Here is a 22,962-nt window from a genome sequence, read left to right as displayed (position 1 = left end):
GGAAATGAAGAGAATAAATTCGCTGAGGAGAATTGGTTTACTAATGATGAATATTGGTCATACTGCTATGTATTCTGACAATAGTCGCATGGCTGTAACTTTATTGCATCTCAGCGAAACTCATATTATTGATATAAAAGGACAAGATAAATGTGGCTATAATTCAGTCATTTTAGGCACAGGAGATTTTAAAAATATAGCAAAACCTCAGTTGGAATATTTAAAGAAAAAGGGTATAAATAATAAATGTAAGTTATACGAAAGTAGATTAAATGACCTGTCGGGAATAGAATGTGGTAAAAAAGTGGGAATCAATCATTTTGTGGTTGGTCAATATCTTGATATTACGGGTTATTCTATAGGTAAAGGATTTGCTGGTGTGATGAAGCGGCATAATTTCAGTGGGCTTAGGGCATCTCATGGTGTTTCTATTGCTCACAGATCACAAGGTTCCACTGGCCAATGTCAGGATCCTGGTAGAGTATTCAAAGGAAAGAAAATGGCTGGTCATTTAGGTAACAGCAGGATAACTGCACAAAATATGAAGATATTATCCATTGATCATGAAAATAGTATAATTGCTGTGAAGGGTAATAATGTTCCTGGGTTTAAAAATTCCTATGTTTTTGTAAGAGATGCAGTTAAAAAATCTTTACATAAAGATGTTCCTTTTCCGGTAGGTTTACTGTTAGATGTAAATGATGATGCTAGTAATTTGGTAAGTTAGTTATGGAATGTAATTTAGTTAATCTATCTAATGATAATGTAGGTACTGCTCAGCTCAATCCTTTGATATTTTCTGCTAAGCAAAAATTGAGTATTTTGCATGATATAGTGAGATGGCAATTAGCGAAGAGAAGAGCTGGTACTCATAAAACAAAAGGTATTAGTGATGTCTCTGGTACAACAGCTAAACCTTATGGTCAAAAACGTACCGGTAGGGCAAGACAAGGGAGCTTGCGATCTCCTCAATTTAGAGGTGGTGGGATTATTTTCGGCCCTGTTGTGAGGAGTCATACTTATTCTCTTAATAAGAAGGTACGCAAATTTGGTTTAAAAATTGCTTTATCTCTAAAGTATTTAAATAATCAAGTAATTATTCTGGATAATTTAAATATTGATGTGAAGAAAACGTCTGAAATGTGTAAATGTATTAAAAATTTTAAATTTTCTTCCTTTTTGATAGTTGGTGATTATGGAGATGATTTGTTGCGTGCGGCTAAAAACTTGCACTATGTAGACTTAATCAAACCTATTGGGTTAAATGTTTTTGATATATTGAATCACGAATGCGTGATGTTGACAAAGGATACTTTAAAGCATCTTGAAGGTAGATTGTTATGATCAAATATAATAATATAATAAAATCTCCTATAATTACAGAAAAGGCCTCTTTTTTGAGGGAGAAGTTTAATAAATATTCTTTGTATGTTTTTGTAAATGTAAATAAGCGTCAAATAAAGTTGGCAATAGAGTCTCTATTTGATGTTAAAATTTCTTCTATAAATGTTGTTAGAATTAAGCCTAAATATAGGCGTTTTAGGGGTGTGGTTGGTTGTGAAAAACAGAAAAAGAAAGTTTATTTTTCTTTGATGGATGGTCAAAAATTAGATATAATGAGCGTTTAGTATGGGTATGAAATTTTTTAATCCTGTTACTCCGTCTTCTCGTGGGACTGTGTTAGTAAGTAAAGTTGGTTTATCAAAAGATGAGCCAGAAAAGTCTCTTACATCCGGTAAAAAGTCCAGTGGTGGAAGAAATAATCATGGTAGAATTACAACTCGTCATAGGGGTGGTGGTCACAAAAAGAAGTATAGAGTGATAGATTTTAAGCGTAATAGAAGTGGTCAAGGTATAGTTGAAAAAATAGAGTATGACCCAAATAGAAGTGGGTTTTTGGCGTTAATATCATATAAGGAAGATGATATTAAGTCTTATATATTAGCTCCTCAAGGTATGAAGCCAGGTGATGTTGTTACAGCTGGGAATGATGCTGATATTTTGCCAGGGAATTGTTTACTACTCAAGCATATACCTGTTGGTTCTTTCGTTCATAATGTTGAGCTGAAGCCAGGTAATGGTGCTGCGATTGCTAGAGCTGCTGGTTGTTATGCACAAATCGTTGGTCGTGATGGCCAATATGTTTTATTACGACTCAGGTCTGGTCAAATTAGGTTGATTTTATCTTCTTGCAAGGCTACTATTGGTGTAGTATCTAACCCTGACCATAAGAATAGAAAGTTGGGTAAAGCTGGGAGAAGTAGGTGGCTTGGGATTAGACCTACTGTACGTGGAGTTGCAATGAATCCAGTTGACCATCCTCATGGAGGCGGGGAAGGAAAAACCTCTGGTGGTCGTCATCCTGTTACTCCTTGGGGTGTTGCAACAAAAGGAAAGAAAACTCGAAGGAGAAATAAATCTAGTGATAAGTATATAAAACAATTGAAAGGTTAGTTTATGAGTAGATCTGCATGGAAGCCTCCTTTTTGTCATCCTTCTATATTAAAGTCGGTGAATAATGCTTTAAACAAGGGGTTTGTTAACATGGCTATAAAAGTTCATTCCAGGGCTTCTGTAATTCTTCCTAATTGTTTAGGTTTAAAGTTTGCTGTTTATAATGGTAAGGATTACATTCCTGTGAATGTTAATGATCAGAATATGATAGGTCATAAGTTTGGTGAGTTTTCACCCACTCGTAAATTTACTGGGCATAGTGGTGATAAAAAGGCGACAAGAAGGTAATTGATATGAAAAACAGAGATGTAATAGTTAAAGCTGGTTCTAGGGTTTTAAAATCAACTCCTCGTAAATTGAATTTGGTTGCTGGTTTAGTACGTAATAAAAAAGTTTCTTTTGCCACTGTGCAATTAAGATTTTGTGAAAAGAAAGCTGCAGGTCTTATAAGGAAGGTATTAAATTCTGCGATTGCTAATGCTCAAAATTATGGATTGGATATCGATAATTTATATATAAAAGAAATTTTAATAGGTAAGTCTCTTACTTTGCGTAGGGTATGTCCAAAAGCTATGGGTAGAGCTAATAGAGTTAGTAAACGTTATAGTAATATAACTGTAAAATTGGGGGAAATTATATGATTCATAAAAATAGAAAATTAATAAGGAAAGTGCAAAAATATGGGAAACGTTAATCCTAAAGGATTTAGGTTAAAAATAATTAATACTTGGTCATCTATTTGGTATGCTGAGAAGGGTTATAAACAAGGGTTGCATCAAGATTTATCTATTCGCAGTTATATAAATGAATCTTTTAAGCATGCTGGTGTTTCTAAAGTAATTATAGAGCGTACGATCGATTTGGTATCTGTAATAATACATTCTTCTAGACCTGGAGTGATAATAGGTAAGAAAGGCTCGGATATTGAGAAGATAAAGCAAAAGATAGCTGAAAAAGTAAAAAATAATGTGGAAGTGAATGTAGTAGGGGTTAAAAGGTCTGAAATAGATGCAGTTTTAATATCAAACAGCATTGCACAGCAGTTAGAAAAAAGGGTTTCATTTAGAAGAGCGATGAAAAAAGCTATTCAAAGTTGTTTGAGGATGGGTGCTAGAGGTATTAAAGTAAGTTGTTCTGGGCGCCTTGGCGGAGCTGAGATAGCTCGTACTGAGTGGTATAAAGAAGGCCGTTTGCCTTTGCATACTTTACGTGCTAATATAGATTATGCTTTTGCTGAAGCAAAAACTATATATGGCATCATAGGAGTTAAGGTCTGGGTTTATATTGGTAACTAATTAGGTATATTGAAATGTTTATTCCTAAAAAAAGTAAATATAAAAAAGTATTTAAAGGACGAATTAAGGGTAACACGAAAGGTGGTAGCACATTATCTTTTGGAGATTATGGTCTAAAGGCTATGGAAGCAGGTAGGATTCAATCTAAGCATATTGAAACTGCAAGGCGTGTAATATCTAGAACATTAAAACGCTCTGGTAAAGTGTGGATAAGAATTTTTCCTGATACCCCTGTTAGTAAAAAGCCGGCGGATGTGCGTATGGGTAAAGGGAAAGGTAGTGTTGAGTTTTGGGTATTTAAAGCTAAGCCCGGTAGAATGTTGTTTGAAATTAGCAGTGATGTTCCCATGCATTTAGCAAGATTGGCGCTTGAAAAGGCAACTGCTAAGCTTCCTATGAAGTGTAAATTTGTATCTAATCATAATTAAATGGAGTTGCAATGGATATAGCTGACATTGAATCGAGGTCCTCGCAAGAATTGCATGAAATTCTTGTGAATTTGAGAAAAGAGTTTGTTAATTTGGTTTTTCAAAAGAAGCTGGGCCAGTGCAACAATATTTCGCGTTTTAGCTTAATAAGAAAGAGCATAGCTCGTATTTTAACTACATTAAATAAAAGAAGAAGAGAGGAAAAGAATGCCTAAAAAGGTTTTTTGTGGTACTGTAACTAAGGCTAAGTGTGATAAGACTGTAAAGGTTTCGGTATTACAAGTGTATAAGGATGAGCTGTATAAAAAGGTTATAAAAAAATACAAGAAGTATACAGCACATGATGAGAATAATAGTTGTAAAGAAGGGGACAAGGTTTTAATACAAGAACACAAGCCTATTTCTACTACTAAAAAATGGGTTATTGTTAATAGCTCACATTGAATAGGATATTTATATGATTCAAAAAAATACATTGTTGGAAGTAGCTGATAATTCTGGCGCGCGTGCAGTGCTTTGTATTGGTTTATTGGGTGGTAGAAAGTCTGCATCTATAGGTGACACAGTTATTGTATCTACTAAATCTATTACTCCAAGAGGGAAAGTTGAGAAGGGAAAAGTATATAGAGCAGTTGTGGTGAGGGTGAAAAGCCCTGTTAGGAAATCTGATGGTTCTGTAATTCGTTTTTCTAGCAATGCTGTAGTTTTGATTAACGATCAAGGTGAACCACTTGGCACTCGGGTGTTTGGTCCGGTAAAAAAGTTATCATCTGGTTCTTTTATGAAGATAATGTCATTAGCTGTTGAGGTTTTATAATGAGTGCTAAAATAAAAAGTGGTGACGACGTTATAGTTTTAACTGGTAAAGATAAGGGAAAAATTGGTAAGGTAATCAAAGTTATAGCACGTGATGCTAAAAAGAAAGTAATTGTTTCTGGAGTGAATGTGCATAAGAGACATACTAAACCAAAAGCTGGTAGTAGTGGTGGTATATTAAATAAAGAGTTAGCTATTGATATATCCAACGTTGCAACATTGGACCCTAAATATAAAACTCCAACTAGAGTGGGGTTTAAGGTTATAGACGGTAGAAAAGTGCGTTTTGCAAAAGTTTCTGGAGAAGTGATAGATTAGGTTGATATGTTTAAAGAATTGTATAAAGATAGCATAGTAAAGTCCTTGAAGGATAAGTTTAATTACGGCAATATAATGCAAGTGCCTAAACTTGTCAAGGTGTGTATCAATATGGGCGTTGGAGATGCTGCTACAGATAGTAAAGCAATAAATGAACCACTTGATAGCCTATATTTGATTGCTGGGCAGAAGCCTTTATCAACTTTTGCAAAAAAATCTATTTCTGGCTTCAAGATCAGAAAAGGTGCTACAGTAGGTTGCAAAGTAACTTTGCGTAGAGATAAAATGTATGAGTTTTTAGAAAGATTGATATATATTGCTTTGCCAAGGGAAAAAGATTTTAGAGGATTTAGTGTGAAGCAATTTGACGGTAATGGTAATTTTTCCTTTGGTATAAAGGAACATATCTCGTTTTTAGAAATAGACTATGATAAAATAAGTAAAATTAGAGGTATGGATATTAATATTATAACAAGTGCAGTTAGTGATAAGGAAGCAAAGGAATTATTACTGGCTCTTAAATTTCCTTTTTTTGATTAATTGAGAGGAGAAATATATGGCAAAAAAATCTATGATAGAAAGAAATCTTCGCAGAATAAAGTTGTGCGATCAATATAAAGAAAAAAGAGAAAAATTGAAATCTATAATAAATAATAAGAATTTGTCTATTGTAGAAAGGTTTACAGCTCAAAATAAATTAATTAAAAAATTGCCTAGAAATTCTTCTAAAACCAAAATTAGAAATAGGTGTGCTTTAACTGGGAGACCAAGAGGAGTATATAGAAAATTTGGTTTATGTAGAATTGTTTTGCGTGATTTATGTTCTTTTGGGCAAATTCCAGGAGTTACAAAGTCTAGTTGGTAAATATAATATAAGGAGTATATTGTGGCGTTATCTGATAGTATTGGTGATTTTTTAACAAGGATACGTAATGCTCAATTGGCAATGCATAGGGCAACAAGGGTACTATTTTCTAAGATGAATTCTTCTATATTGGAGATTTTAAAAGAGGAAGGGTATATCCTTGATTATGAAAAGCAAGTTGTAGATAATTTACCTTCTTTCATTGTAAAATTGAAGTATTATGAGAAGTCACCTGTAATTAGTGACATAGTTAGGGTGTCAAAGCCTGGTTGTCGTCGTTATTCTAAGTATAAGGACATTTCTAAAGCATATAATGGTCTTGGTATTTTTATTATATCGACACCCAAAGGAGTGATGACTGATTATAATGCACATAAATTAAAGGTTGGTGGAGAAGTTTTGTGTCGTGTGTTTTAAATAATAGGAGAAATTCATGTCTCGTATAGGTGCTGCTCCTATCAATATTCCTGCTGGTGTTTCAGTTGAATATAATAATGGTAGTATGTTAATAAAGAGTGCTAAGGCTGAAAAGGAAGTTAGCTTGATCAGGGATGTTGTGTGTCAGATTATTGATAATCAGCTATTGCTTTCTGTTGATCAAGATAAAGATAATTATGATAAAATAAAGCCTATGTGGGGCACTTATAGGAGTAATATTAATAATATCATTAACGGCATGGTTGATGGTTTTTCTGTTAATCTTGAGATTAACGGTGTGGGATATAAGGCAGAGTGTGATGGTAAGTATTTGACTTTATATCTTGGTTATAGCCATAATGTTAAATATAAAGTGCCTAAAGATGTTGAGATTAAGTGCATAAAGCCAACTCACTTAGTAGTTAGTGGTATGGATAAGCAGAAGGTCTATATGGTGGCGTCTGATATATGCAAAATTAGAAAATATGATCCTTATAAAGGTAAGGGTGTTGTAATAAAAGGCAAATTTATGCTGCGTAAGGTTGTAAGTAAAAAGAAGTAATAAAAATGAAAAGATCGTATAATTTTTTAAGTAATTCTGAAAAAAGGAAGTTACGTAATAGAGCGAAGCTTGACAAGAGCGCTGAACGTTTACGTATATCCATATTTAAATCTAATAGGCATTTTTATGTCCAGTTAATTAATGATGTAAAAGGAATAACTCTCACTTCAGCTTCTACTTTGGATGCTAAAATTAAGGATGTATGTAAAGGGAAAGTCAACGCTGAAACTATAAAACAGGTTTCTTCTTTAATGGTTGAGCGTCTGTCTGGCATGAAATTAGAGCAGCAGCTTACGTTTGATCGTGGAGCGTATAAATACACAGGATTAGTTTCTCAATTTGCTGAGGCTTTAAGAAGTTCTGGATTTGAATTTTAGAAGGTTTTGAATATGGCTATAAAGAATTTACAAAATAATAATGATTTATCAGAGCTTTTAGTTTCGGTACGAAGAGTGACAACGGTTACCAAAGGTGGTAGAAGATTTTCATTTTCAATTTTGGTTGTTGTTGGCGATGAGAAGGGTAGGGTAGGGTGTGGAATAGGTAAGCACGCAGAAGTTGCTGAAGCAAGAGTCAAAGCTGTAAATGCTGCAAAGAAATCAATGATTAGAGTGTACTTGCGTGAAGGTAGAACTTTGCATCATGATATTAAAGCTAAATTTTGTTCTGGTGAGATAGTTTTAAGAACCGCAAGAGCCGGAACAGGTATTATTGCTGGTGGAGCGATTAGATCAGTTTTTGAGGTGTTAGGTATAAAGGATGTGGTAGCTAAATCCACTAGATCAAATAATCCTCATAACGTTATATGTGCGGTGTTTAAGGCTTTTGATAGTATGTTATCTCCTCGTCAGGTAGCAAGCAAAAGAGGCAAAAAGATTAGCGAGATAGTTGGAAACAGGTAAAGTATGAATAATGCTGTAAAATTAAACTCTATATTTACTAAATTATCTAAGAAAAAGAAGCCTAAGTTGCTGGGTAGAGGTATCGGTTGTGGTAAAGGTAAAACATCCGGTAGAGGGCATAAAGGGCAGAAGGCTAGAAGTGGAGTTTCTATAAATGGTTTTGAGGGTGGACAACAGTCTATATATACTCGTTTGCCTAAAAGAGGTTTTAAGCCTATACGTAGGAGCATATACTCTATAATTAATGTTGGCGATATACAGCGCTTAATGGAAGCTAAAAAAATAGTGAAAGACTCTGTTATAGATAAGGAGAGGCTGTATAAATTAGGTTTTATAAAGTCTATTAAGGATAAAATTAAACTTCTTAATAAAGGTAAGTTGAGCGAAAAATTTGTGTTTCATGTTGATTTTGCGTCAGAAGCTGCAAAAAAATCTGTAGCTTCAGTTGGTGGTAGTGTGGAAATACTATCGTAAGTCATGGGCAATAAATCAGCATTTAATAGCTTGGATCCTACGTTGTTATATAAAGGCGATTTATTAAAGCGTATATTTTTTACGCTAATAGCTTTAATTTGCTATCGCTTGGGTACTTATGTGCCTATTCCTGGAATTAATCTTGATGTAATTAATGATATATTTCCCAAAGATGGCTCAGGCGTTTTTGGAGTATTTAATTTATTTTCTGGTGGTGCATTGGCTAGAATGACAATTCTAGCATTGAACGTTATGCCATATATAATGGCTTCTATCATTATTCAGTTACTTTCTTCTGCGATTAAAGGAATGAAGGAAGTTAAGAATGATGGAGAGTCAGGCCGTAGAAAGATGAATTCTTATATACGCTATCTGACCATAGTAATTTGTGTATTTCAATCAATTCCAATTTTGGTTGGATTGGAAGGGATGAATAGGGAAGGGGTATTGGTTGTAATCGAACCTGGTGTTATGTTTCGTACAATAGGTGTTTTCAGCCTTTTAGGTGGAACTATGCTTTTAATATGGCTTGGTGAACGAATCAGCGCTAGCGGTATAGGCAATGGTATCTCATTAATCATTTTCACGGGTATAATATCAGAGTTACACAGCGCTTTGTCATCTTTGTTAACGTTAAATAAAAACGGTAGCGTATCGTTATTTATTATCCTTTTTGTTTTGGTATTGTTTTTTTTGCTGCTACTCTTAGTCATTTTTGTAGAGTCTTCTTATAGAAAGGTTATTGTTCAACATCCTAAAAAGCAATTTAAAAGATTACATAATGACGATTTTACTTATATTCCATTGAAGATTAATTTATCTGGTGTAGTACCAACCATTTTTGCTAATGCAATTTTATTGACACCTATTTCAATTGCAAATTTCTATAAGGGGCACGCTTTTTCTGATTTTATTTTGAATTACTTTATGGCAAATAAAGTAGTATATATTGTAGCCTATTTGGTGCTGATAGTATTTTTTAATTTTTTCTATACCAATTTTATATTTAATCCAGAGGAAAACGCAGATTTTCTTAAAAAAAATGGTGGTTTTATACCTGGTAGAAGGCCTGGGAAACATACTTCTGATTACCTTCAAGATATAGTTTTTAAGTTGACATTCATTGGCTCTGCGTATTTGGTAGTCATATGTACTGTACCTGAAGTTATGAGATATTATTATGATATACCATTTATTTTTGGTGGGACGAGCTTACTGATTATAGTGAACGTTATTACTGATACTATTATGCAAATACAATCTTATATTTTTTCAAATAGGTACGACAACTGGATAAAGAAATATGAGTCTAAAACGAGGAAAGTAAGATGATCATTACGATTTTTGGTCCTCCAGGTTCTGGTAAAGGTACTCAGTCAAGCTTGTTAATAGCAAAATATAATTTAAAATTAATTTCAGTAGGGGATTTATTAAGGAATATTATATCTAGCAGTAGTGAGTTAGGTAAAAAAATAAAGGGTACCGTGGAATCTGGTAATTTAATTCAAGATGAAATTATATGTGGATTATTACGTGACCAGCTTGCATTAGTGGATGATAATTGCTTATTAGATGGTTTTCCGAGAAATTTAAACCAGGCTCATTTTTTGACTCAAGTTTTGCAAGAAAAATATAATAGGGATGTTGACATTGTAGTTGAGCTGCAGCTTGACGATAATATTGCAATCGATAGGTTAAAAAATCGTCTCGCGTGTTTGGACTGTAAAAGCATATATAGTGTATCTTCTTTTAAGAGTACTACTTGTGCTAAATGTAAAAGTACGAGGTTAGAGAAAAGAATTGATGATGCTGATATGTCTGCAATTAATAAGAGAATAAGTGAATATCACCTTCAAATGAAAGGTTTACGCGAGTATTATAAAGGCAAATTATTAACAATTGACGCTAATTTGAGTGTTGATGAGGTAACGCAAGAGATTGAAAGTAAAATTTCTTGTAATTTGGTTTGACTCTGAGTTGTTTTATGGTATAAATTAAGAGTTGTTATTAATAAAGTATCGAGGTACCAGTGGCACGTATTGCAGGCATAAATATTCCAGTGAGGAAATGTGTTCCTTTTGCATTAACTTATATATATGGTATAGGTATTGCTACTGCGAATGTAATTTGTCACGCTTGCGAAGTTGATAAGCGCAAACGTGTTTCAGAATTACGAGATGAAGATATAGAAAAGATCAGCGGTTTCATTAGACAAAATTATGTTATAGAAGGTGAGCTCAGAAAAGAAGTGGCTATGAACATAAAATCTTTAGTGGAAATGGGATGCTATAGAGGGGTGAGACATAGAAAAGGTTTACCTGTGAGAGGGCAAAGGACTCATACTAATGCTAAGACTCGTAAAGGTAGATCTCGGTTGCCTATTGCTGGGAAAAAATAAAATTTATTATTATTGTGAGTTTTAATGAAAAAAGTCAAAACGGTTAGTAAGAGTAAGAAGGAGTTTATTACTGGTGTTGTCCATATTCGTGCAACTTTTAATAATACTTTTGTAAATGTAACTGATGTTCATGGTAATACGCTATGTCAAACTTCTGTGGGTGCATGTGGTTTTTCAGGTTCGAGAAAATCCACACCTTATGCTGCAGGTAAGGCTGCGGAGTCTGCTGCGAAGAACGCAATGGAGAGATTTGGTATGAAGGTTGTCTCTGTAATAATTCGCGGCCCTGGCTTTGGTACCGAAGCTGCGGTTAAAGCACTTCAGAGCTGTGGGTTGACTGTGACTTCAATTGCAGATAAAACCGCAATTCCTCATAATGGGTGCAGGTTAAGAAAAAAAAGAAGAGTATAGGATATTTGAAAAGGTTGTTTTATGTATTATAATAATGATGTTTCTCTCTGTAGCAATTTAGATAAATTGATTAAACCTAGTTCAGTTAAGGTAATATCAGATGATTCAAGTGAAAAAAGTGATATAGTGCTAGAACCGTTGGAAAGTGGTTTTGCTTTAACATTAGGCAATGCATTAAGACGTGTAATGTTATCTTCTCTTAAAGGTAGTGCTGTTTATGGAATAAAAATTGAAGGTGTAACTCATGAGTTCACTTCAATTCAAGGGGTGAGAGAAGACGTAACTGATATAGTATTAAATATGGGTATGTTGAGGTGTAAATTAAATGGTGCTTCTAATAAATGCTTAAATTTAAACGCTAAAGGGCCTTGCCAGGTATTAGCTGGGATGATAGAAACTGATGATCAATGCTCTATTGTTAATAAAGATTTGTTAATATGTACGCTGGGGCAAAATGTGGAGCTTAACATGACCATATATGTGGCTAGCGGAAAAGGTTATCTTCCTGTAACTAAATATAAAGAAAATGAACTTTTGAAGCTTATGAGTGAACAGGATTTAATTGGTTTTATTCCAGTTAATGCTTTGTATAGCCCTGTCAACAGGGTTTCGTACAGGGTAGAGAACAGTCGTGTTGGCCAAGTGACTGATAAGGATAAGCTGATATTGTCAATTGAAACTGATGGTACAATTTCTCCGAGTCAAGCTGTTGACTCTGCTGCAAGAATATTACAGGAGCAACTTCAGCCCTTTATTAGTTCTGATGTAAGTTATAAAAAATCGCAGGTTTCTTCGTCTAGTGGTGCTAAAGATTTGGGTTATGACCCTGTCTTATTGCGTAAGGTAGATGAAATGGAATTATCTGTCAGGTCTCATAACTGTCTGAAAAACGAAAACATCACTTATATAGGTGATCTTGTACAAAAGACAGAAGGTGAAATGTTAAGAACTGCTAATTTTGGCAGAAAGTCTTTGAATGAGATTAAGGCAGTTTTGACTAATTTTGGCTTGTCTTTGGGTATGAATGTGCTAAACTGGCCACCTAAGGATATAGATGAGTTGGCTAAACAACATACTGATGAAGATTAGGTGATATATGAAACATGGAATAAAAAAACGTAAACTATCTCGTTGTACTGAACATAGATTATCGACGTTAAAGAATCTATCTATCTCATTAATTAACCATGAGCAGATTGTAACTACTTTACCAAAAGCTAAGGAACTTCGTCCATATGTCGAAAAGTTTATTACAATTGCTAAGAATAAGAATACTTTACATGGTAGAAGACTTTTGCTTTCACGCCTTCATAATAGTAAGTTAGCAGTTGATAAGTTATTAAACGTCTTAGCCAGCCGTTATCAAGATCGTAAAGGTGGGTATTCTAGAATAATAAAATTTAGCACTCGAAAGGGTGATTGCGCTTCAATGGCAGTGATAGAACTGGTTGATAGGGATATTGCAGCAAGAGGTAAGGTTTATAGTAAAAATAAAGAAGGAGGCAAAGTAGTTACACAAAGTTAATTGTTATCATAATTGTTCTTCTTGTGGTAAGTAGGTTACGCTACTTTGTAGGTTACTTTGGCGAGTTATTAGTTTTAGTATATTTAAAACTGAAATGGTATAATGTTATAAAACGCCGTTACCGTTGTAAGTTCGGTGAAATTGACTTAATTGTATCTAAAAAAAAGGAGCTGATTTTTATAGAAGTTAAAACAAGTTTACTTGGAAAAGAAATACCGATATCTCATCTTCAATGTCAGTCTATTATAAATTCTTCTAAGTATTTCTTAAGTAAAAACCTTAGTTTTTTAGATTATTCAGTCAGATATGATTTATATTTTCTTTCCTTAAAGAGAAGACCTGTTTATATAAAAAATGCTTGGATTGAAGAATGAAAGATTTGTAGCTGAATTAATTTAGATTTACTGGATTTAATATGAAAAAGACCCAATACAATAATTTAGTTTCATCTTACGCTAGAGTGCTATTTCATGTCTCAGGAAGCAGGTTAGGTATTATAAGGAAAGAAGTAGAATTTTTGTTGGCTTTTTTTAAGGATCAACGTGATGTTTTTGTGTACCTATCTCATCCTATGATTTCTTTTGCACACAAAAAAGAAGTGATGCTTTCTATAAATGAGCACTTGAGTGAGAATTTAGTAAAATTTATTATGGTTATATTTGCAAATAAACGCTCTAGTTTATTGATCCTTATATTAGAAAAATTCTTAAGTCTTGCAAGAGAAAATGAAAATGAATTCGAAATTACTATAAAGTCAGCAGAAACTTTAAAGGAATCTGATATAAAAATAATTACTGAATCTTTGAGCTTTCTTGGTAAAATAATAAAAGTAAGCAATGTGGTTGACCCTTCTATACTAGGTGGCTTCGTAGTTAGGTATGGTTTTAATTTGATCGATGCTTCGCTAAAAAGTTACTTGGATAGGTTAGTTGACTTAAGTAAAATGGAAATATTAAAAGTAAGGAATTTTGTATGAAGAACAGTATGAATGTTTCTGAGATAGCAAGTATAATAAGAGAAAAGGTTGAGACGTTTGATAATCCTATAAAGCGGGAAAATATAGGTGAAGTAATTTCAGTAACAGATGGTATCGCATTGGTTTATGGGCTGGAAAAAGCAAAATTCGGTGAAAAGGTATTTTTTGCAAGTGGTGTAGAAGGAATAGTTCTCGATTTAGATCATAATACGGCTGGAATAGTTGTGCTTGGTAATGACCGTGATGTGAAAGAAGGGGACGTTGTAAAATGTAGTGGTGATGTTGTGCAGGTGCCTGTAGGGCATGAATTGTTAGGGAGAGTTGTAAATGCGTTGGGCCATCCTATGGACGACGGTGGGGAAATTAGAGCCAAAAACAGAATGGATATAGAATCTAAAGCGCCAGGCATTATTGATCGTAAGTCTGTGCATGAGCCACTGCAAACAGGAATTAAAATTATAGATTTGCTAATTCCAATAGGTAGAGGGCAGCGTGAATTAATTATTGGTGATAGACAAATTGGTAAAACTACTATTGCGCTTGATACTATTATCAATCAGAAGAAGATTAACGATGAGGTAAACGAAAATCAAAAAGTTTACTGTGTTTATGTTGCTATTGGGCAAAAAATTTCAACAGTAGCAAAAGTGGTAAATAAGCTGAAAGAAAGCGGAGCATTAGAGTATACAACTGTAGTTGTGGCTAGTGCATCTGACTGCGCGCCTATGCAATTTTTAGCACCTTATGCTGGTTGCACTATTGGGGAATTTTTCCGTGACAATGGAATGCATTGTTTGATTATATATGATGATTTATCTAAGCATGCTGTGGCATATAGGCAGATGTCTTTATTGCTCAGACGTCCTCCTGGTCGTGAAGCTTACCCTGGAGATATATTCTATGTACATTCTCGCTTGCTTGAAAGAGCTGCTAAAATGTCTGATAAAAAAGGGCAGGGTTCTTTAACTGCTTTGCCAATTGTCGAAACTCAAGCTGGTGATGTATCTGCATATGTGCCAACAAATGTTATTTCAATTACCGATGGGCAGATCTTTCTTGAGTCTGAATTATTTTATAAAGGATTTCGACCTGCAGTAAATATAGGTTTGTCAGTTTCACGGGTTGGTTCTGCTGCACAACTAAAGTCTGTGAAGAAAGTTGCTGGTTCTATAAAGCTAAGCTTAGCTCAGTATAGAGAATTAGAAGATTTCGCAAAATTTGGTTCTGATCTTGATGCTAGTGTTCAATTATCCTTGAATAAGGGTAAATATCTTGTCGAGTTATTAAAGCAAAAACAACATTTACCTATGTCAATAGAAGAGCAAGTAGTGCTGATGTATATTTTTTCTAACCTATATAATCAGTTAAGTAAAATACAAATAAGTTACATTAATAAATTTGAACATGATCTTATTAATTATTTTCATACTGTACACCCTGGGGTTTTAAAAAAGTTGTCAAATGACATGAGTGATGATATAAAAGGTGATATTTTTAACATTGTGAGTAATTTCGTTACTCAATTTAATTGCGTTTAGGTGGTGATTATGGCTTCATCCATTATTAATAAATTTCCTATGACGAGGGAAGGTTTTGAGAATATGCAAGCCGAACTTGAAAAATTAAAGGAAGAAAAACCTTCTGTGATACAGGCTATTTCTGATGCTCGTGATCAAGGTGATTTGTCTGAAAACGCAGAGTATCATGCAGCACGGGAAAGGTTAGGTTTTATTGAAGGCCGTATAATGGAGATAGAAAGTAAGCTCTCACATGCGGAAGTAATAGAAGTAAAAAATTTGTCTGGTGATTCAGTAATGTTTGGTGCAACTGTGACATTAAGCATGTTAAGTGATAATAACGGTGAAGTGGAATATGTTTATAAGGTTGTAGGCGAATATGAAGCTGATGTTTCAAAGCAGTTAATATCTACTAGTTCACCACTTGGGAGTGCCTTAATCGGCAAAAAAGTCGGTGAATATGTGGAAGTGACAGTGCCAAATGGAGAGAAATTGTATAAAATAGTTAAGATTGAATTTAAGTAAATTATTATGGTACAGGCCACTTATGCTTCAATGAGTCTACCAGGTATTTCTTCTGTGGAAGATGTATTAGAGGATGCTCGTTCCGGTAAATTATTCATTTTAGTTGATGATGAAAATAGAGAAAATGAAGGCGATTTGATTGTCTTAGCTGAGAAAATAAAGCCGGAACATATGGCTTTTATGGTTAGGTACGGTACAGGGGTTGTTTGCTTAGCAATGACTAAATTTCACATGAAAAGGTTGGGCCTTAATTTCATGGAAAAGAAAAATATTGGTGAAAATCATACCGCATTTACTACATCAATTGATGCACGTTATGGCATTACAACCGGTGTTTCAGCAGAGGATAGAACGAAAACTATACATGCTGCTATCAACAAGGATGGTACTCAGGATGACATCATAACTCCAGGTCATGTTTTTCCTGTAATTGCACATAAAGGTGGGGTGGCACAACGTGCTGGTCATACTGAAGCGAGTGTTGAAATGGCGAAGTTAGTAGGGTTTGATCATTCAGCAGTTATTTGTGAATTAGTGAATGATGATGGCTCTATGATGCGCTTACCTCAGTTACTTAAATTTGCTGAACAACATAAAATTAAGTTAACTACCATCGACAAACTTATCAGTTACGTTAAAAATTTAAACTAGCGTTTATAAATTTGTATAATTTAAGTGTTAAAATATAGAATTTCTATAAATTATACAAGCACAGAATTTTCATGTTTAGAGTTGCTAAGTTTTTGACCTTATTGTTCTTTTTTGCATATTGTAATAATGCTTACTCTATTAACATTATTAGAGATAGTGAAGTGGAAGCAATAGTGAAAGAGCTAGCGCAACCTTTATTTTCTGCTGCGGATATTGATCATGAGCAAATAAAAGTTTTTATAATTAATGACAATTCGATTAATGCTTTTGTAATTAACAATAATAGTATTTTCATTCATTTAGGACTTTTACAATATTCGGCTAAACCTTATGTCCTGCTTGGTATATTAGCACATGAGATTGCTCACATATCTGCTGGTCATATATTGCAAATGAGTAGTGCTATGGGTTATTTTCAATCGATAGCAATGATTAGTTATATGGTAGGATTAGTTTCTAGTATTATCATTAACCCTCAGGTTGCTGGTGCAATTTTGCTTAGTGGTGTAGCGTTTAGTTCAAGGCTATTTTTTAACTATTCTCAAGAGCAAGAAAGTGTAGCAGATAGCTATGCTTTAAGGTATCTTGATGAATCTGGCTATGATAATTCAGGTATGAAAGAGATTTTTGATTATTTTAAAAGTATTGAGCATGAGAACACCGAGGAATATTTCCGCACTCACCCACTTAGTGAGAAACGTATATTTGCTGTACAAAATTATAAGGTTAAAAACAACGTAAAACCAATTTTTGCGGATAAGTTACTAAAGTTTGAGCGTGTGGTTGCCAAGCTAGACTCTTTCTTTGCTCCTATTCATGTGTTATCTAATAAATATGAAAATAATTCTGAGTATGTAAATGCTATAGTTTGCTATAGGCAAGGAAAGATAGAAGAGGCTATTGCTAAAGTTAATTCATTGATTCAAGAGTCACGCAATGACCCATACCTATATGAATTAAAAGCAGAAATGCTATACAAGGCCGGAAATTTAAGTGAAGCAATAAAAATGTATGAGGAATCGCTTAGGTATTTATCTGAGAAAAACAGTTATTTAGTGAAACTTGCATTATCTCATACTTTATTATTACACGGTGATGCAAAAAAGGCGATTTTTTACCTGGAGCAGATTTTGAATGTAGAACCAGATAACGCTTTTGTCTGGAAGTATTTAAGCATTGCATATAAATGTGAAGCTGATACGGCAATGCATTATTTTGCCTTGACAAAAAAGGCTTGTATTGAAGGTGATTTAAAGCAATTTACAAAATATGCTGAGCTAGCTGTTAAAACTTTACCAAAAGATAGCCCTTATTTGTTGCAAGTTGAAGATATGAAGCGGTTTAATGGATAACAAAAAAGCATTTCTGCACTTTTTGGATTATTTTTGTCCACACTTTTCCAACATAGTTTTTGCTTCATCGCTTACGTTGGGCATAATTTTCGTTATGATAGTTTTAGCGCCAAAAAATACACCACAGAACATGCCAAGAGCAAAGAGGGCTGGCCACGGCATCCTGCCAAATATTGCAAGCAAAGCTGCACCAATTATTACTACCGTCATAAGTGGACCGCCTATCCCCCAAACATAACCAATAATATTGCATATTACTTTAGTTGTGTCATCCATATCAGGGTCAGCTGCATAACCTGAGAAAGAGAAAAGCAATACTACGCAAAAAACACTAAAAAATTCCATTATAGAGCTCATTTTTTTGCCTCTAAGTAATAAATTAACCTAAACCTAAACCTACACATTTTTTATTTTAAAGTAAAAATTATAATTTGTCCATACATAAGTGTTGCTACATAAATAACCCACCATTAATATTGAGCACATGCCCTGTTATATATTTTGCTTCATCACTTGCTAAAAACAAGACCCCTGCTGCTATTTCTTCCCCTGTTCCCATTCTTTTCATTGGAATATTATCTAATATTTTTCCCTTTTGTCCTTCATTTAAAACTTCAGTCATTTTAGTATCTATAAACCCAGGAGCAATACAATTTACTGTTATATTACGACTTGCAACTTCTTTTGCTATGGATTTGCTCATAGCTATTATTCCAGCTTTAGACGCCGCATAATTTGCTTGCCCGGCGTTTCCTGTCAGCCCTATTATTGAGGAAATATTTATAATTCTTCCCCAATTATTCTTAATTAGTTTTCTGCATGCTTCTCTACTCAGCTTAAATGTAGAGCTCAAGTTAATATCAATTACTTTTTGCCATGCTTCATCTGTCATTCTCAATAATAAACTGTCTCGCGTAATACCCGCATTGCATACGAGCCCGTCAAAGCCTTCCATCAGCTCACTTGCTCTATTTATTAGTTGATTTACTTCCTCAGCATTTGATAAATCACAAGGGAGTACATGCATGTTTTTTTCATATTGTTTAGCAACTTCTTCGAGCACTTCTTTTTTTGTGCCAGAAATACATAAAGTTGCTCCGGCTTTGTGCATAATTTTTACAATTGCTTGCCCTATTCCGCCTGATGCGCCAGTAATCAGGAACTTTCTGCTTTCCAATTTAAGCATAATAACTTTATATTATCTTAATTCCTAACAGAATATTGACTAGTTGGCAATAGATTTCTTACATAATATAAGTAACTCAGATATTCACAAAATAAAGAAAAAGTTATAATAAAGTTAAACGTCAAAAAATTTTAAAAACATAGTTGATGCAGGAATTGTTACTAAATAGTTTATTCTGGTGCTCTACAGTCTAAATGGAATGCTTAAATTATAGATTCTTTGTTTTTGTGTGTTATCTTGAGTTAACACAAATTCACAGTAGTATTATGATAAGTAAGTTAAAAAAGCTTAGCGCTGGATTTTCTTTGACAGGCTTGATTGGCCATGGTGATAATATAAATATGCAAGGAGCAAAAAATAAAAAGAAGAAGTACCCAAAATTTTTGGATAAGACGTTTGCATTGATTGATGCAGTGATAAATTTTATTTTAAAACGCGAAAGTAATAACGTAAATGAAGTCCTGAAAGTAACATGGGGACCACTATTTTTTGGTCTGGTAGTAATACTCATCTTTTTTGGGATAGGTGGTATTTGGTCGGCTATAGCTCCAATTGACGGTGCGGTGCATGCAAGTGGAGAAGTTATTGTATCTTCAAATAGAAAAATAGTTCAACACTTGGGCGGAGGAATAATAAGCAAAATTTTAGTAAAAGAGGGTCAAGCAGTTAAAAAAGATGAGCCTCTAGTTTTGTTGAGTGATGTTAACGAGAAGGCGAATTTAAGTATCATCAAAGAGAAGCTCTTATCATTTTTAGCAACAGAAGCAAGGCTTCTTGCAATCAGAGTAGATTTGGACACGCTCGAGTTTCCTGATGAGGTTAAAAAATTATCTCACGATGAACTTGTAAATAAAGCGATAAAGAATCAAGTAAAGTTGTTCAACTCTCAGAGAAAGAGCATATTGGGAAAAACAGACATACTGCAACAACGTATAAAGCAGTTAAATGATGAATTAGCGGGGCTAAACTTTCAACTAAATGCAGCTCATAAGCAATATGACTTGATAACTGAGGAGTTGGAAACAAAAAGACAATTACTTGATAGTGGCCATATAAGCAAACCACACATTTTAGCTTTAGAAAAGCAGTTTGCTGAAATTGAAGGCAGAGTTGGACATTACCGTTCTGCAATATCTCAAGTGCAGCAAAAAATTGGAGAGAACGAATTAGAAATTATAAACGTGAGAAATGATTCTCAAGAAAGAGCAAACGCTGAACTTAAGGAAGTTAGTACGTCTATTGCAGACTTGAAAGAGAGACTGATGGTTGCTGAAGATTCATTAGCACGTACAATAATTAAATCGCCTCAAGATGGGATAGTCACAGATATAAGATACCATACTGAAGGTGGTGTTATACAATCTGGAGTTCCGATCATGAGCGTAGTGCCATCGGATGATGACCTAATAATAGATGCTAAAATTCAGACCAGAAACATAGAAGAGATACTGTCAGCACAAAAGAAAGATAGCAACATAGTCTCTATTGATGGGCTAGAAGGGCTAAAGGTTAAAGTTCGTTTAAGTGCTTACAGTGCACGTCGTTTAAGTTTAATTAATGGTATAGTAAGCAATATTTCTCCCGATGCCCTTGATGATCCAAGGCTAGGGCGTTATTATTCAGTACGTGTAGTGATACCAAAACCAGAGCTTGCTCAGTTTAAAAACGTATACCTATACCCTGGTATGCCAGCAGAAGTGTACATAGTTACTCAATCTCGTACTCTTTTATCATTCTTGTTTACGCCTATAATTGCAACAGTCGATAGGTCTTTTATAGAAAGGTAGCTCACTCGTTAAAGTAGTAGTGAAAGTGCCGTAATAAAATTTAGGTACATAATTAGACAATAGGCTTCTTGACCTTACCCAGAAAAAGTGGAGAGAAAGAAAGGAGTTTTTTCGGGTAAAATAAAATTTTGGAGGATTAGAAATGGCAAGAGAATATACGGCAGAATTCAAATTGGAAGCTGTTAAGCTGGCAAATGAACAAAGAAAGGTAGGTCAACCAGTTGCAAAAGTAGCAAGAGATCTAGGAATAAGGGATAGTGTATTAGGAAAATGGATGAAGAAATATAACGAAAAAAAGTCAGCGGCAAATGCATTTCCAGATGTAGCACCTTATGACAAAGAGAGATTTGATTTACAGAAAGAGTTAGCAAAAGTAACAAGAGAAAGAGACATTTTAAAAAAAGCCCTGGCCAGTCAAAAAGAGTAAAATATTTTTTCATAAAAGAGCATAGTAAACACTATAAAGTGCAGGAATTATGTAGGGTTTTCTGCTAGTGGCTACTATAAGTGGACTACAAGGAAAATAAGCAGTAGAGAATCAGCAAATAAAGAGTTATTAGCAGATATTCAAAAAATATATCAAGCTTCTAAATGTAGATATGGAGCTCCTAAAATTCATGCTGAATTAAAGGCTTTGGGTAAAAGTTGCAACTTAAAAACAGTGCAAAGTATTATGCAGAAAAATGGTATTCAGGCTATATTGAGAAGAAAATTTAAAATTAAGAAACAACAAACGGACAGTAGCTCCCAATATATTAGACCAAAACTTTATTGTCGATCAACCAAATAAAGTATGGGATTACTTATATAAAAACCAAAGAAGGATGGCTATATTTGGCAACAATAATCGATCTATATTCACGCATGGTAGTTAATGAGCAGTTCAATAAATAAACAATTGGTTATGGACTCTTTATTAATGGCCGTTAACAAGCGTAAACCTGCCAAAAATCTACTATTACATAGTGATCAAGGTTCACAATATACTTCGCAAGGTTATCAATATCTCTTATCCATAAAAAACATAGATGAGTTATAAAGGTTGTTGTTACGACAATTCTGTTGTGGAAAGCTTCTTCAGTTCTCTAAAAAGGGAGTTACCAATGGACACCTCTCGGCACTCCAAACAGCATATCAAAACTGCTATATTTGAATATATAGAAATTTTTTATAACAAACAACGTCACTATTAGAGGTTGTCCGGAAACTAGTAAATTCAAGCATATTCCCTCTTTAACATAACCCTACTCATAGCTAGGTATATGAAATTCTCAGTGGATGTTGTGAGTAAATCATACTCCTTCGATAGCCTTCTATTCCTATTAACCCAAGCAAAAGTCCTTTCTACAACCCATCTTCTTGGCTGTACTTTAAACCCTTGTTCTCTTGTTGGTAGTAGCTCAGGTGGCGTATCTTTGTGCACCCAAAATCTACATGGAGGCCTTTTAACAATTTCAATATCTATGTCATATTCTTCCTTTATGTGATTCTTTAAATTTCTTCCTTGGTATCCCATGTCAGCCCACATTTTTTTAACTTTAGTATATTTTGTTCTCATATTGTTTAATGCTATTTTAATACCATCTCTATCATTTTCGTTAGCAGCGCCTACGTAACAACCTAGTATAAAACCCTGAGTGTCTGTAATTATATGCCTTTTTCTACCCTTTACTTTTTTACTTCCATCATAGCCTTTGATCCCCCCTTTTCTGTAGTCTTTACAGATTGACTATCTACTATACAGGCACTCGGCTGCTCATTCCTTCCTATTTTTCTTCTACTATATTTTGTAATTTCATAATTCATTTTCTCAAAAATTCCCTGCTTCTTCCATTGCCTGAACTGCTCATACACAGTCTTCCATAGCGGAAAATCATTTGGTAAATACCGCCATTGACACCTGCACGCAATACATAGAAAATTGCTTCTAATATTTCTCTTTTGCTATACTTTGGCGGCCTTCCTCCTTTCTTGTATGATACTCTGAAGTGTTTTTCTATTCTTGCCCATTCCCTTTCGCTTAGATCTGTTGGATACTTTTTTCTCATCTTTACCCCGTACTAAAATTTCAGATATTATAGCCTTTTACTTGTTTCCGGACAA

General features: G+C 34.2%; 38 protein-coding genes and 1 pseudogene. 36 read left to right on the top strand and 3 right to left on the bottom strand.

Annotation, left to right across the window (positions count from 1 at the left end; translation table 11 throughout):
* The first annotated feature begins 4 nt into the window (after positions 1–4).
* From rplC to ABWU55_RS03405, 31 genes are all read left to right on the top strand, one after another.
* Positions 5–727 carry a 50S ribosomal protein L3 gene (rplC, locus tag ABWU55_RS03555; protein WP_010962757.1) on the top strand — a complete coding sequence of 241 codons (723 nt, stop codon included), beginning with the start codon at positions 5–7 and terminating at the stop codon, positions 725–727.
* A gap of 2 nt (positions 728–729) precedes the next feature.
* Positions 730–1,344, top strand: coding sequence for a 50S ribosomal protein L4 (rplD, locus tag ABWU55_RS03550; RefSeq protein ID WP_012673183.1), 615 nt, complete (start codon positions 730–732; stop codon positions 1,342–1,344).
* Positions 1,341–1,628 carry a 50S ribosomal protein L23 gene (locus ABWU55_RS03545; RefSeq protein ID WP_209473095.1) on the top strand — a complete coding sequence of 96 codons (288 nt, stop codon included), beginning with the start codon at positions 1,341–1,343 and terminating at the stop codon, positions 1,626–1,628. The genes rplD and ABWU55_RS03545 overlap by 4 nt, the downstream gene beginning before the upstream one ends.
* A 1-nt stretch (position 1,629) precedes the next feature.
* The gene (gene rplB / locus ABWU55_RS03540) at positions 1,630–2,454 is read left to right on the top strand and encodes a 50S ribosomal protein L2 (RefSeq protein WP_015589143.1); all 825 of its coding nucleotides are present in this window, start codon (positions 1,630–1,632) and stop codon (positions 2,452–2,454) included.
* Between the two features lie 3 nt (positions 2,455–2,457).
* The gene (gene rpsS, locus ABWU55_RS03535; protein ID WP_006279181.1) at positions 2,458–2,742 is read left to right on the top strand and encodes a 30S ribosomal protein S19; all 285 of its coding nucleotides are present in this window, start codon (positions 2,458–2,460) and stop codon (positions 2,740–2,742) included.
* A 5-nt stretch (positions 2,743–2,747) separates the two neighbouring features.
* On the top strand, positions 2,748–3,095 hold the full coding sequence (gene rplV / locus ABWU55_RS03530; RefSeq protein ID WP_007549821.1) for a 50S ribosomal protein L22: 348 nt from the start codon (positions 2,748–2,750) through the stop codon (positions 3,093–3,095).
* Positions 3,096–3,134: 39 nt separating this feature from the next.
* On the top strand, positions 3,135–3,749 hold the full coding sequence (rpsC, locus tag ABWU55_RS03525; RefSeq protein WP_010962753.1) for a 30S ribosomal protein S3: 615 nt from the start codon (positions 3,135–3,137) through the stop codon (positions 3,747–3,749).
* Between the two features lie 14 nt (positions 3,750–3,763).
* A complete protein-coding gene (rplP, locus tag ABWU55_RS03520) occupies positions 3,764–4,177 on the top strand; it encodes a 50S ribosomal protein L16 (protein ID WP_010962752.1) in 414 nt (137 codons plus the stop codon).
* An 11-nt stretch (positions 4,178–4,188) separates the two neighbouring features.
* Complete coding sequence (gene rpmC, locus ABWU55_RS03515) at positions 4,189–4,392, top strand: 50S ribosomal protein L29 (RefSeq protein WP_006279350.1); 204 nt, start codon at positions 4,189–4,191, stop codon at positions 4,390–4,392.
* Positions 4,385–4,621, top strand: a complete 237-nt coding sequence (gene rpsQ, locus ABWU55_RS03510) for a 30S ribosomal protein S17 (RefSeq protein ID WP_007549925.1) — start codon at positions 4,385–4,387, stop codon at positions 4,619–4,621. The genes rpmC and rpsQ overlap by 8 nt, the downstream gene beginning before the upstream one ends.
* A 13-nt stretch (positions 4,622–4,634) precedes the next feature.
* A complete protein-coding gene (rplN, locus tag ABWU55_RS03505; protein WP_353286531.1) occupies positions 4,635–4,994 on the top strand; it encodes a 50S ribosomal protein L14 in 360 nt (119 codons plus the stop codon).
* A complete protein-coding gene (rplX, locus tag ABWU55_RS03500) occupies positions 4,994–5,311 on the top strand; it encodes a 50S ribosomal protein L24 (RefSeq protein WP_006279347.1) in 318 nt (105 codons plus the stop codon). Before rplN ends, rplX begins: the two co-directional genes overlap by 1 nt.
* Positions 5,312–5,317: 6 nt before the next feature.
* On the top strand, positions 5,318–5,851 hold the full coding sequence (rplE, locus tag ABWU55_RS03495; RefSeq protein WP_010962750.1) for a 50S ribosomal protein L5: 534 nt from the start codon (positions 5,318–5,320) through the stop codon (positions 5,849–5,851).
* A 16-nt stretch (positions 5,852–5,867) separates the two neighbouring features.
* Positions 5,868–6,176 (top strand): 30S ribosomal protein S14, encoded by a 309-nt coding sequence (rpsN, locus tag ABWU55_RS03490; protein WP_006279345.1) that lies wholly within the window; start codon positions 5,868–5,870, stop codon positions 6,174–6,176.
* 21 nt (positions 6,177–6,197) lie between these two features.
* Positions 6,198–6,593 (top strand): 30S ribosomal protein S8, encoded by a 396-nt coding sequence (rpsH, locus tag ABWU55_RS03485; RefSeq protein ID WP_007551150.1) that lies wholly within the window; start codon positions 6,198–6,200, stop codon positions 6,591–6,593.
* A gap of 16 nt (positions 6,594–6,609) precedes the next feature.
* Positions 6,610–7,155, top strand: a complete 546-nt coding sequence (gene rplF, locus ABWU55_RS03480; RefSeq protein ID WP_007551152.1) for a 50S ribosomal protein L6 — start codon at positions 6,610–6,612, stop codon at positions 7,153–7,155.
* A gap of 5 nt (positions 7,156–7,160) precedes the next feature.
* On the top strand, positions 7,161–7,532 hold the full coding sequence (rplR, locus tag ABWU55_RS03475; protein WP_006279867.1) for a 50S ribosomal protein L18: 372 nt from the start codon (positions 7,161–7,163) through the stop codon (positions 7,530–7,532).
* A 12-nt stretch (positions 7,533–7,544) separates the two neighbouring features.
* Positions 7,545–8,057, top strand: coding sequence for a 30S ribosomal protein S5 (rpsE, locus tag ABWU55_RS03470; RefSeq protein WP_010962748.1), 513 nt, complete (start codon positions 7,545–7,547; stop codon positions 8,055–8,057).
* Between the two features lie 3 nt (positions 8,058–8,060).
* Positions 8,061–8,531, top strand: a complete 471-nt coding sequence (gene rplO / locus ABWU55_RS03465; protein WP_006279863.1) for a 50S ribosomal protein L15 — start codon at positions 8,061–8,063, stop codon at positions 8,529–8,531.
* Between the two features lie 3 nt (positions 8,532–8,534).
* The gene (gene secY, locus ABWU55_RS03460; protein WP_010962747.1) at positions 8,535–9,863 is read left to right on the top strand and encodes a preprotein translocase subunit SecY; all 1,329 of its coding nucleotides are present in this window, start codon (positions 8,535–8,537) and stop codon (positions 9,861–9,863) included.
* Positions 9,860–10,501, top strand: coding sequence for an adenylate kinase family protein (locus ABWU55_RS03455; protein WP_007550178.1), 642 nt, complete (start codon positions 9,860–9,862; stop codon positions 10,499–10,501). Before secY ends, ABWU55_RS03455 begins: the two co-directional genes overlap by 4 nt.
* Before the next feature lie 59 nt (positions 10,502–10,560).
* Positions 10,561–10,929 (top strand): 30S ribosomal protein S13, encoded by a 369-nt coding sequence (gene rpsM, locus ABWU55_RS03450; RefSeq protein WP_010962745.1) that lies wholly within the window; start codon positions 10,561–10,563, stop codon positions 10,927–10,929.
* Between the two features lie 24 nt (positions 10,930–10,953).
* Positions 10,954–11,340: a 30S ribosomal protein S11 gene (gene rpsK, locus ABWU55_RS03445; RefSeq protein WP_015589137.1), complete on the top strand. Its 387-nt coding sequence runs from the start codon at positions 10,954–10,956 to the stop codon at positions 11,338–11,340.
* Positions 11,341–11,361: 21 nt separating this feature from the next.
* Positions 11,362–12,429, top strand: a complete 1,068-nt coding sequence (locus ABWU55_RS03440) for a DNA-directed RNA polymerase subunit alpha (protein ID WP_012673178.1) — start codon at positions 11,362–11,364, stop codon at positions 12,427–12,429.
* Between the two features lie 7 nt (positions 12,430–12,436).
* Positions 12,437–12,865 carry a 50S ribosomal protein L17 gene (gene rplQ, locus ABWU55_RS03435; protein ID WP_007550873.1) on the top strand — a complete coding sequence of 143 codons (429 nt, stop codon included), beginning with the start codon at positions 12,437–12,439 and terminating at the stop codon, positions 12,863–12,865.
* 23 nt (positions 12,866–12,888) lie between these two features.
* Complete coding sequence (locus tag ABWU55_RS03430; protein ID WP_012673177.1) at positions 12,889–13,239, top strand: YraN family protein; 351 nt, start codon at positions 12,889–12,891, stop codon at positions 13,237–13,239.
* 41 nt (positions 13,240–13,280) lie between these two features.
* Positions 13,281–13,841, top strand: coding sequence for an ATP synthase F1 subunit delta (gene atpH, locus ABWU55_RS03425; protein WP_010962742.1), 561 nt, complete (start codon positions 13,281–13,283; stop codon positions 13,839–13,841).
* On the top strand, positions 13,838–15,379 hold the full coding sequence (atpA, locus tag ABWU55_RS03420) for a F0F1 ATP synthase subunit alpha (protein ID WP_182320407.1): 1,542 nt from the start codon (positions 13,838–13,840) through the stop codon (positions 15,377–15,379). Before atpH ends, atpA begins: the two co-directional genes overlap by 4 nt.
* Positions 15,380–15,388: 9 nt before the next feature.
* A complete protein-coding gene (gene greA, locus ABWU55_RS03415) occupies positions 15,389–15,883 on the top strand; it encodes a transcription elongation factor GreA (protein WP_007549342.1) in 495 nt (164 codons plus the stop codon).
* A gap of 6 nt (positions 15,884–15,889) precedes the next feature.
* The gene (ribB, locus tag ABWU55_RS03410; RefSeq protein ID WP_007549343.1) at positions 15,890–16,534 is read left to right on the top strand and encodes a 3,4-dihydroxy-2-butanone-4-phosphate synthase; all 645 of its coding nucleotides are present in this window, start codon (positions 15,890–15,892) and stop codon (positions 16,532–16,534) included.
* Between the two features lie 71 nt (positions 16,535–16,605).
* Positions 16,606–17,886 carry a M48 family metalloprotease gene (locus tag ABWU55_RS03405; RefSeq protein WP_174515763.1) on the top strand — a complete coding sequence of 427 codons (1,281 nt, stop codon included), beginning with the start codon at positions 16,606–16,608 and terminating at the stop codon, positions 17,884–17,886.
* 27 nt (positions 17,887–17,913) lie between these two features.
* Here ABWU55_RS03405 and ABWU55_RS03400 read toward each other — a convergent pair whose 3' ends face one another.
* Together ABWU55_RS03400 and fabG are read right to left on the bottom strand one after the other, a co-directional pair.
* Positions 17,914–18,243 (bottom strand): TrbC/VirB2 family protein, encoded by a 330-nt coding sequence (locus tag ABWU55_RS03400; protein WP_155968336.1) that lies wholly within the window; start codon positions 18,241–18,243, stop codon positions 17,914–17,916.
* Positions 18,244–18,337: 94 nt separating this feature from the next.
* A complete protein-coding gene (gene fabG, locus ABWU55_RS03395) occupies positions 18,338–19,072 on the bottom strand; it encodes a 3-oxoacyl-[acyl-carrier-protein] reductase (RefSeq protein ID WP_015589136.1) in 735 nt (244 codons plus the stop codon).
* A 266-nt stretch (positions 19,073–19,338) separates the two neighbouring features.
* Between fabG and ABWU55_RS03390 the strand changes: the two genes are divergently transcribed.
* The 5 genes from ABWU55_RS03390 (at position 19,339) to ABWU55_RS03370 (ending at position 22,052) form a co-directional block, all read left to right on the top strand.
* Positions 19,339–20,859: an HlyD family type I secretion periplasmic adaptor subunit gene (locus ABWU55_RS03390; protein ID WP_174516815.1), complete on the top strand. Its 1,521-nt coding sequence runs from the start codon at positions 19,339–19,341 to the stop codon at positions 20,857–20,859.
* A 142-nt stretch (positions 20,860–21,001) separates the two neighbouring features.
* Positions 21,002–21,286, top strand: a complete 285-nt coding sequence (locus ABWU55_RS03385) for a transposase (protein ID WP_038198869.1) — start codon at positions 21,002–21,004, stop codon at positions 21,284–21,286.
* A gap of 21 nt (positions 21,287–21,307) precedes the next feature.
* A complete protein-coding gene (locus ABWU55_RS03380) occupies positions 21,308–21,649 on the top strand; it encodes an IS3 family transposase (RefSeq protein WP_095866567.1) in 342 nt (113 codons plus the stop codon).
* Positions 21,650–21,733: 84 nt separating this feature from the next.
* Complete coding sequence (locus tag ABWU55_RS03375; protein WP_156768648.1) at positions 21,734–21,898, top strand: DDE-type integrase/transposase/recombinase; 165 nt, start codon at positions 21,734–21,736, stop codon at positions 21,896–21,898.
* Positions 21,888–22,052, top strand: coding sequence for an IS3 family transposase (locus tag ABWU55_RS03370; RefSeq protein WP_353286530.1), 165 nt, complete (start codon positions 21,888–21,890; stop codon positions 22,050–22,052). Before ABWU55_RS03375 ends, ABWU55_RS03370 begins: the two co-directional genes overlap by 11 nt.
* Positions 22,053–22,075: 23 nt before the next feature.
* On the opposite strand, the pseudogene ABWU55_RS03365 reads toward ABWU55_RS03370, so the two are convergent.
* Positions 22,076–22,907 (bottom strand): annotated as a pseudogene (locus tag ABWU55_RS03365) (IS5-like element ISWpi1 family transposase).
* Between the last annotated feature and the right edge of the window lie 55 nt (positions 22,908–22,962).

Origin of the sequence: Wolbachia endosymbiont (group A) of Crataerina pallida (assembly GCF_964028475.1) — a bacterium.
GTDB lineage: Bacteria > Pseudomonadota > Alphaproteobacteria > Rickettsiales > Anaplasmataceae > Wolbachia > Wolbachia pipientis.
Note: the sequence above shows the minus strand (reverse complement) of the source record. Positions and strands in the feature narration are given on the sequence as shown.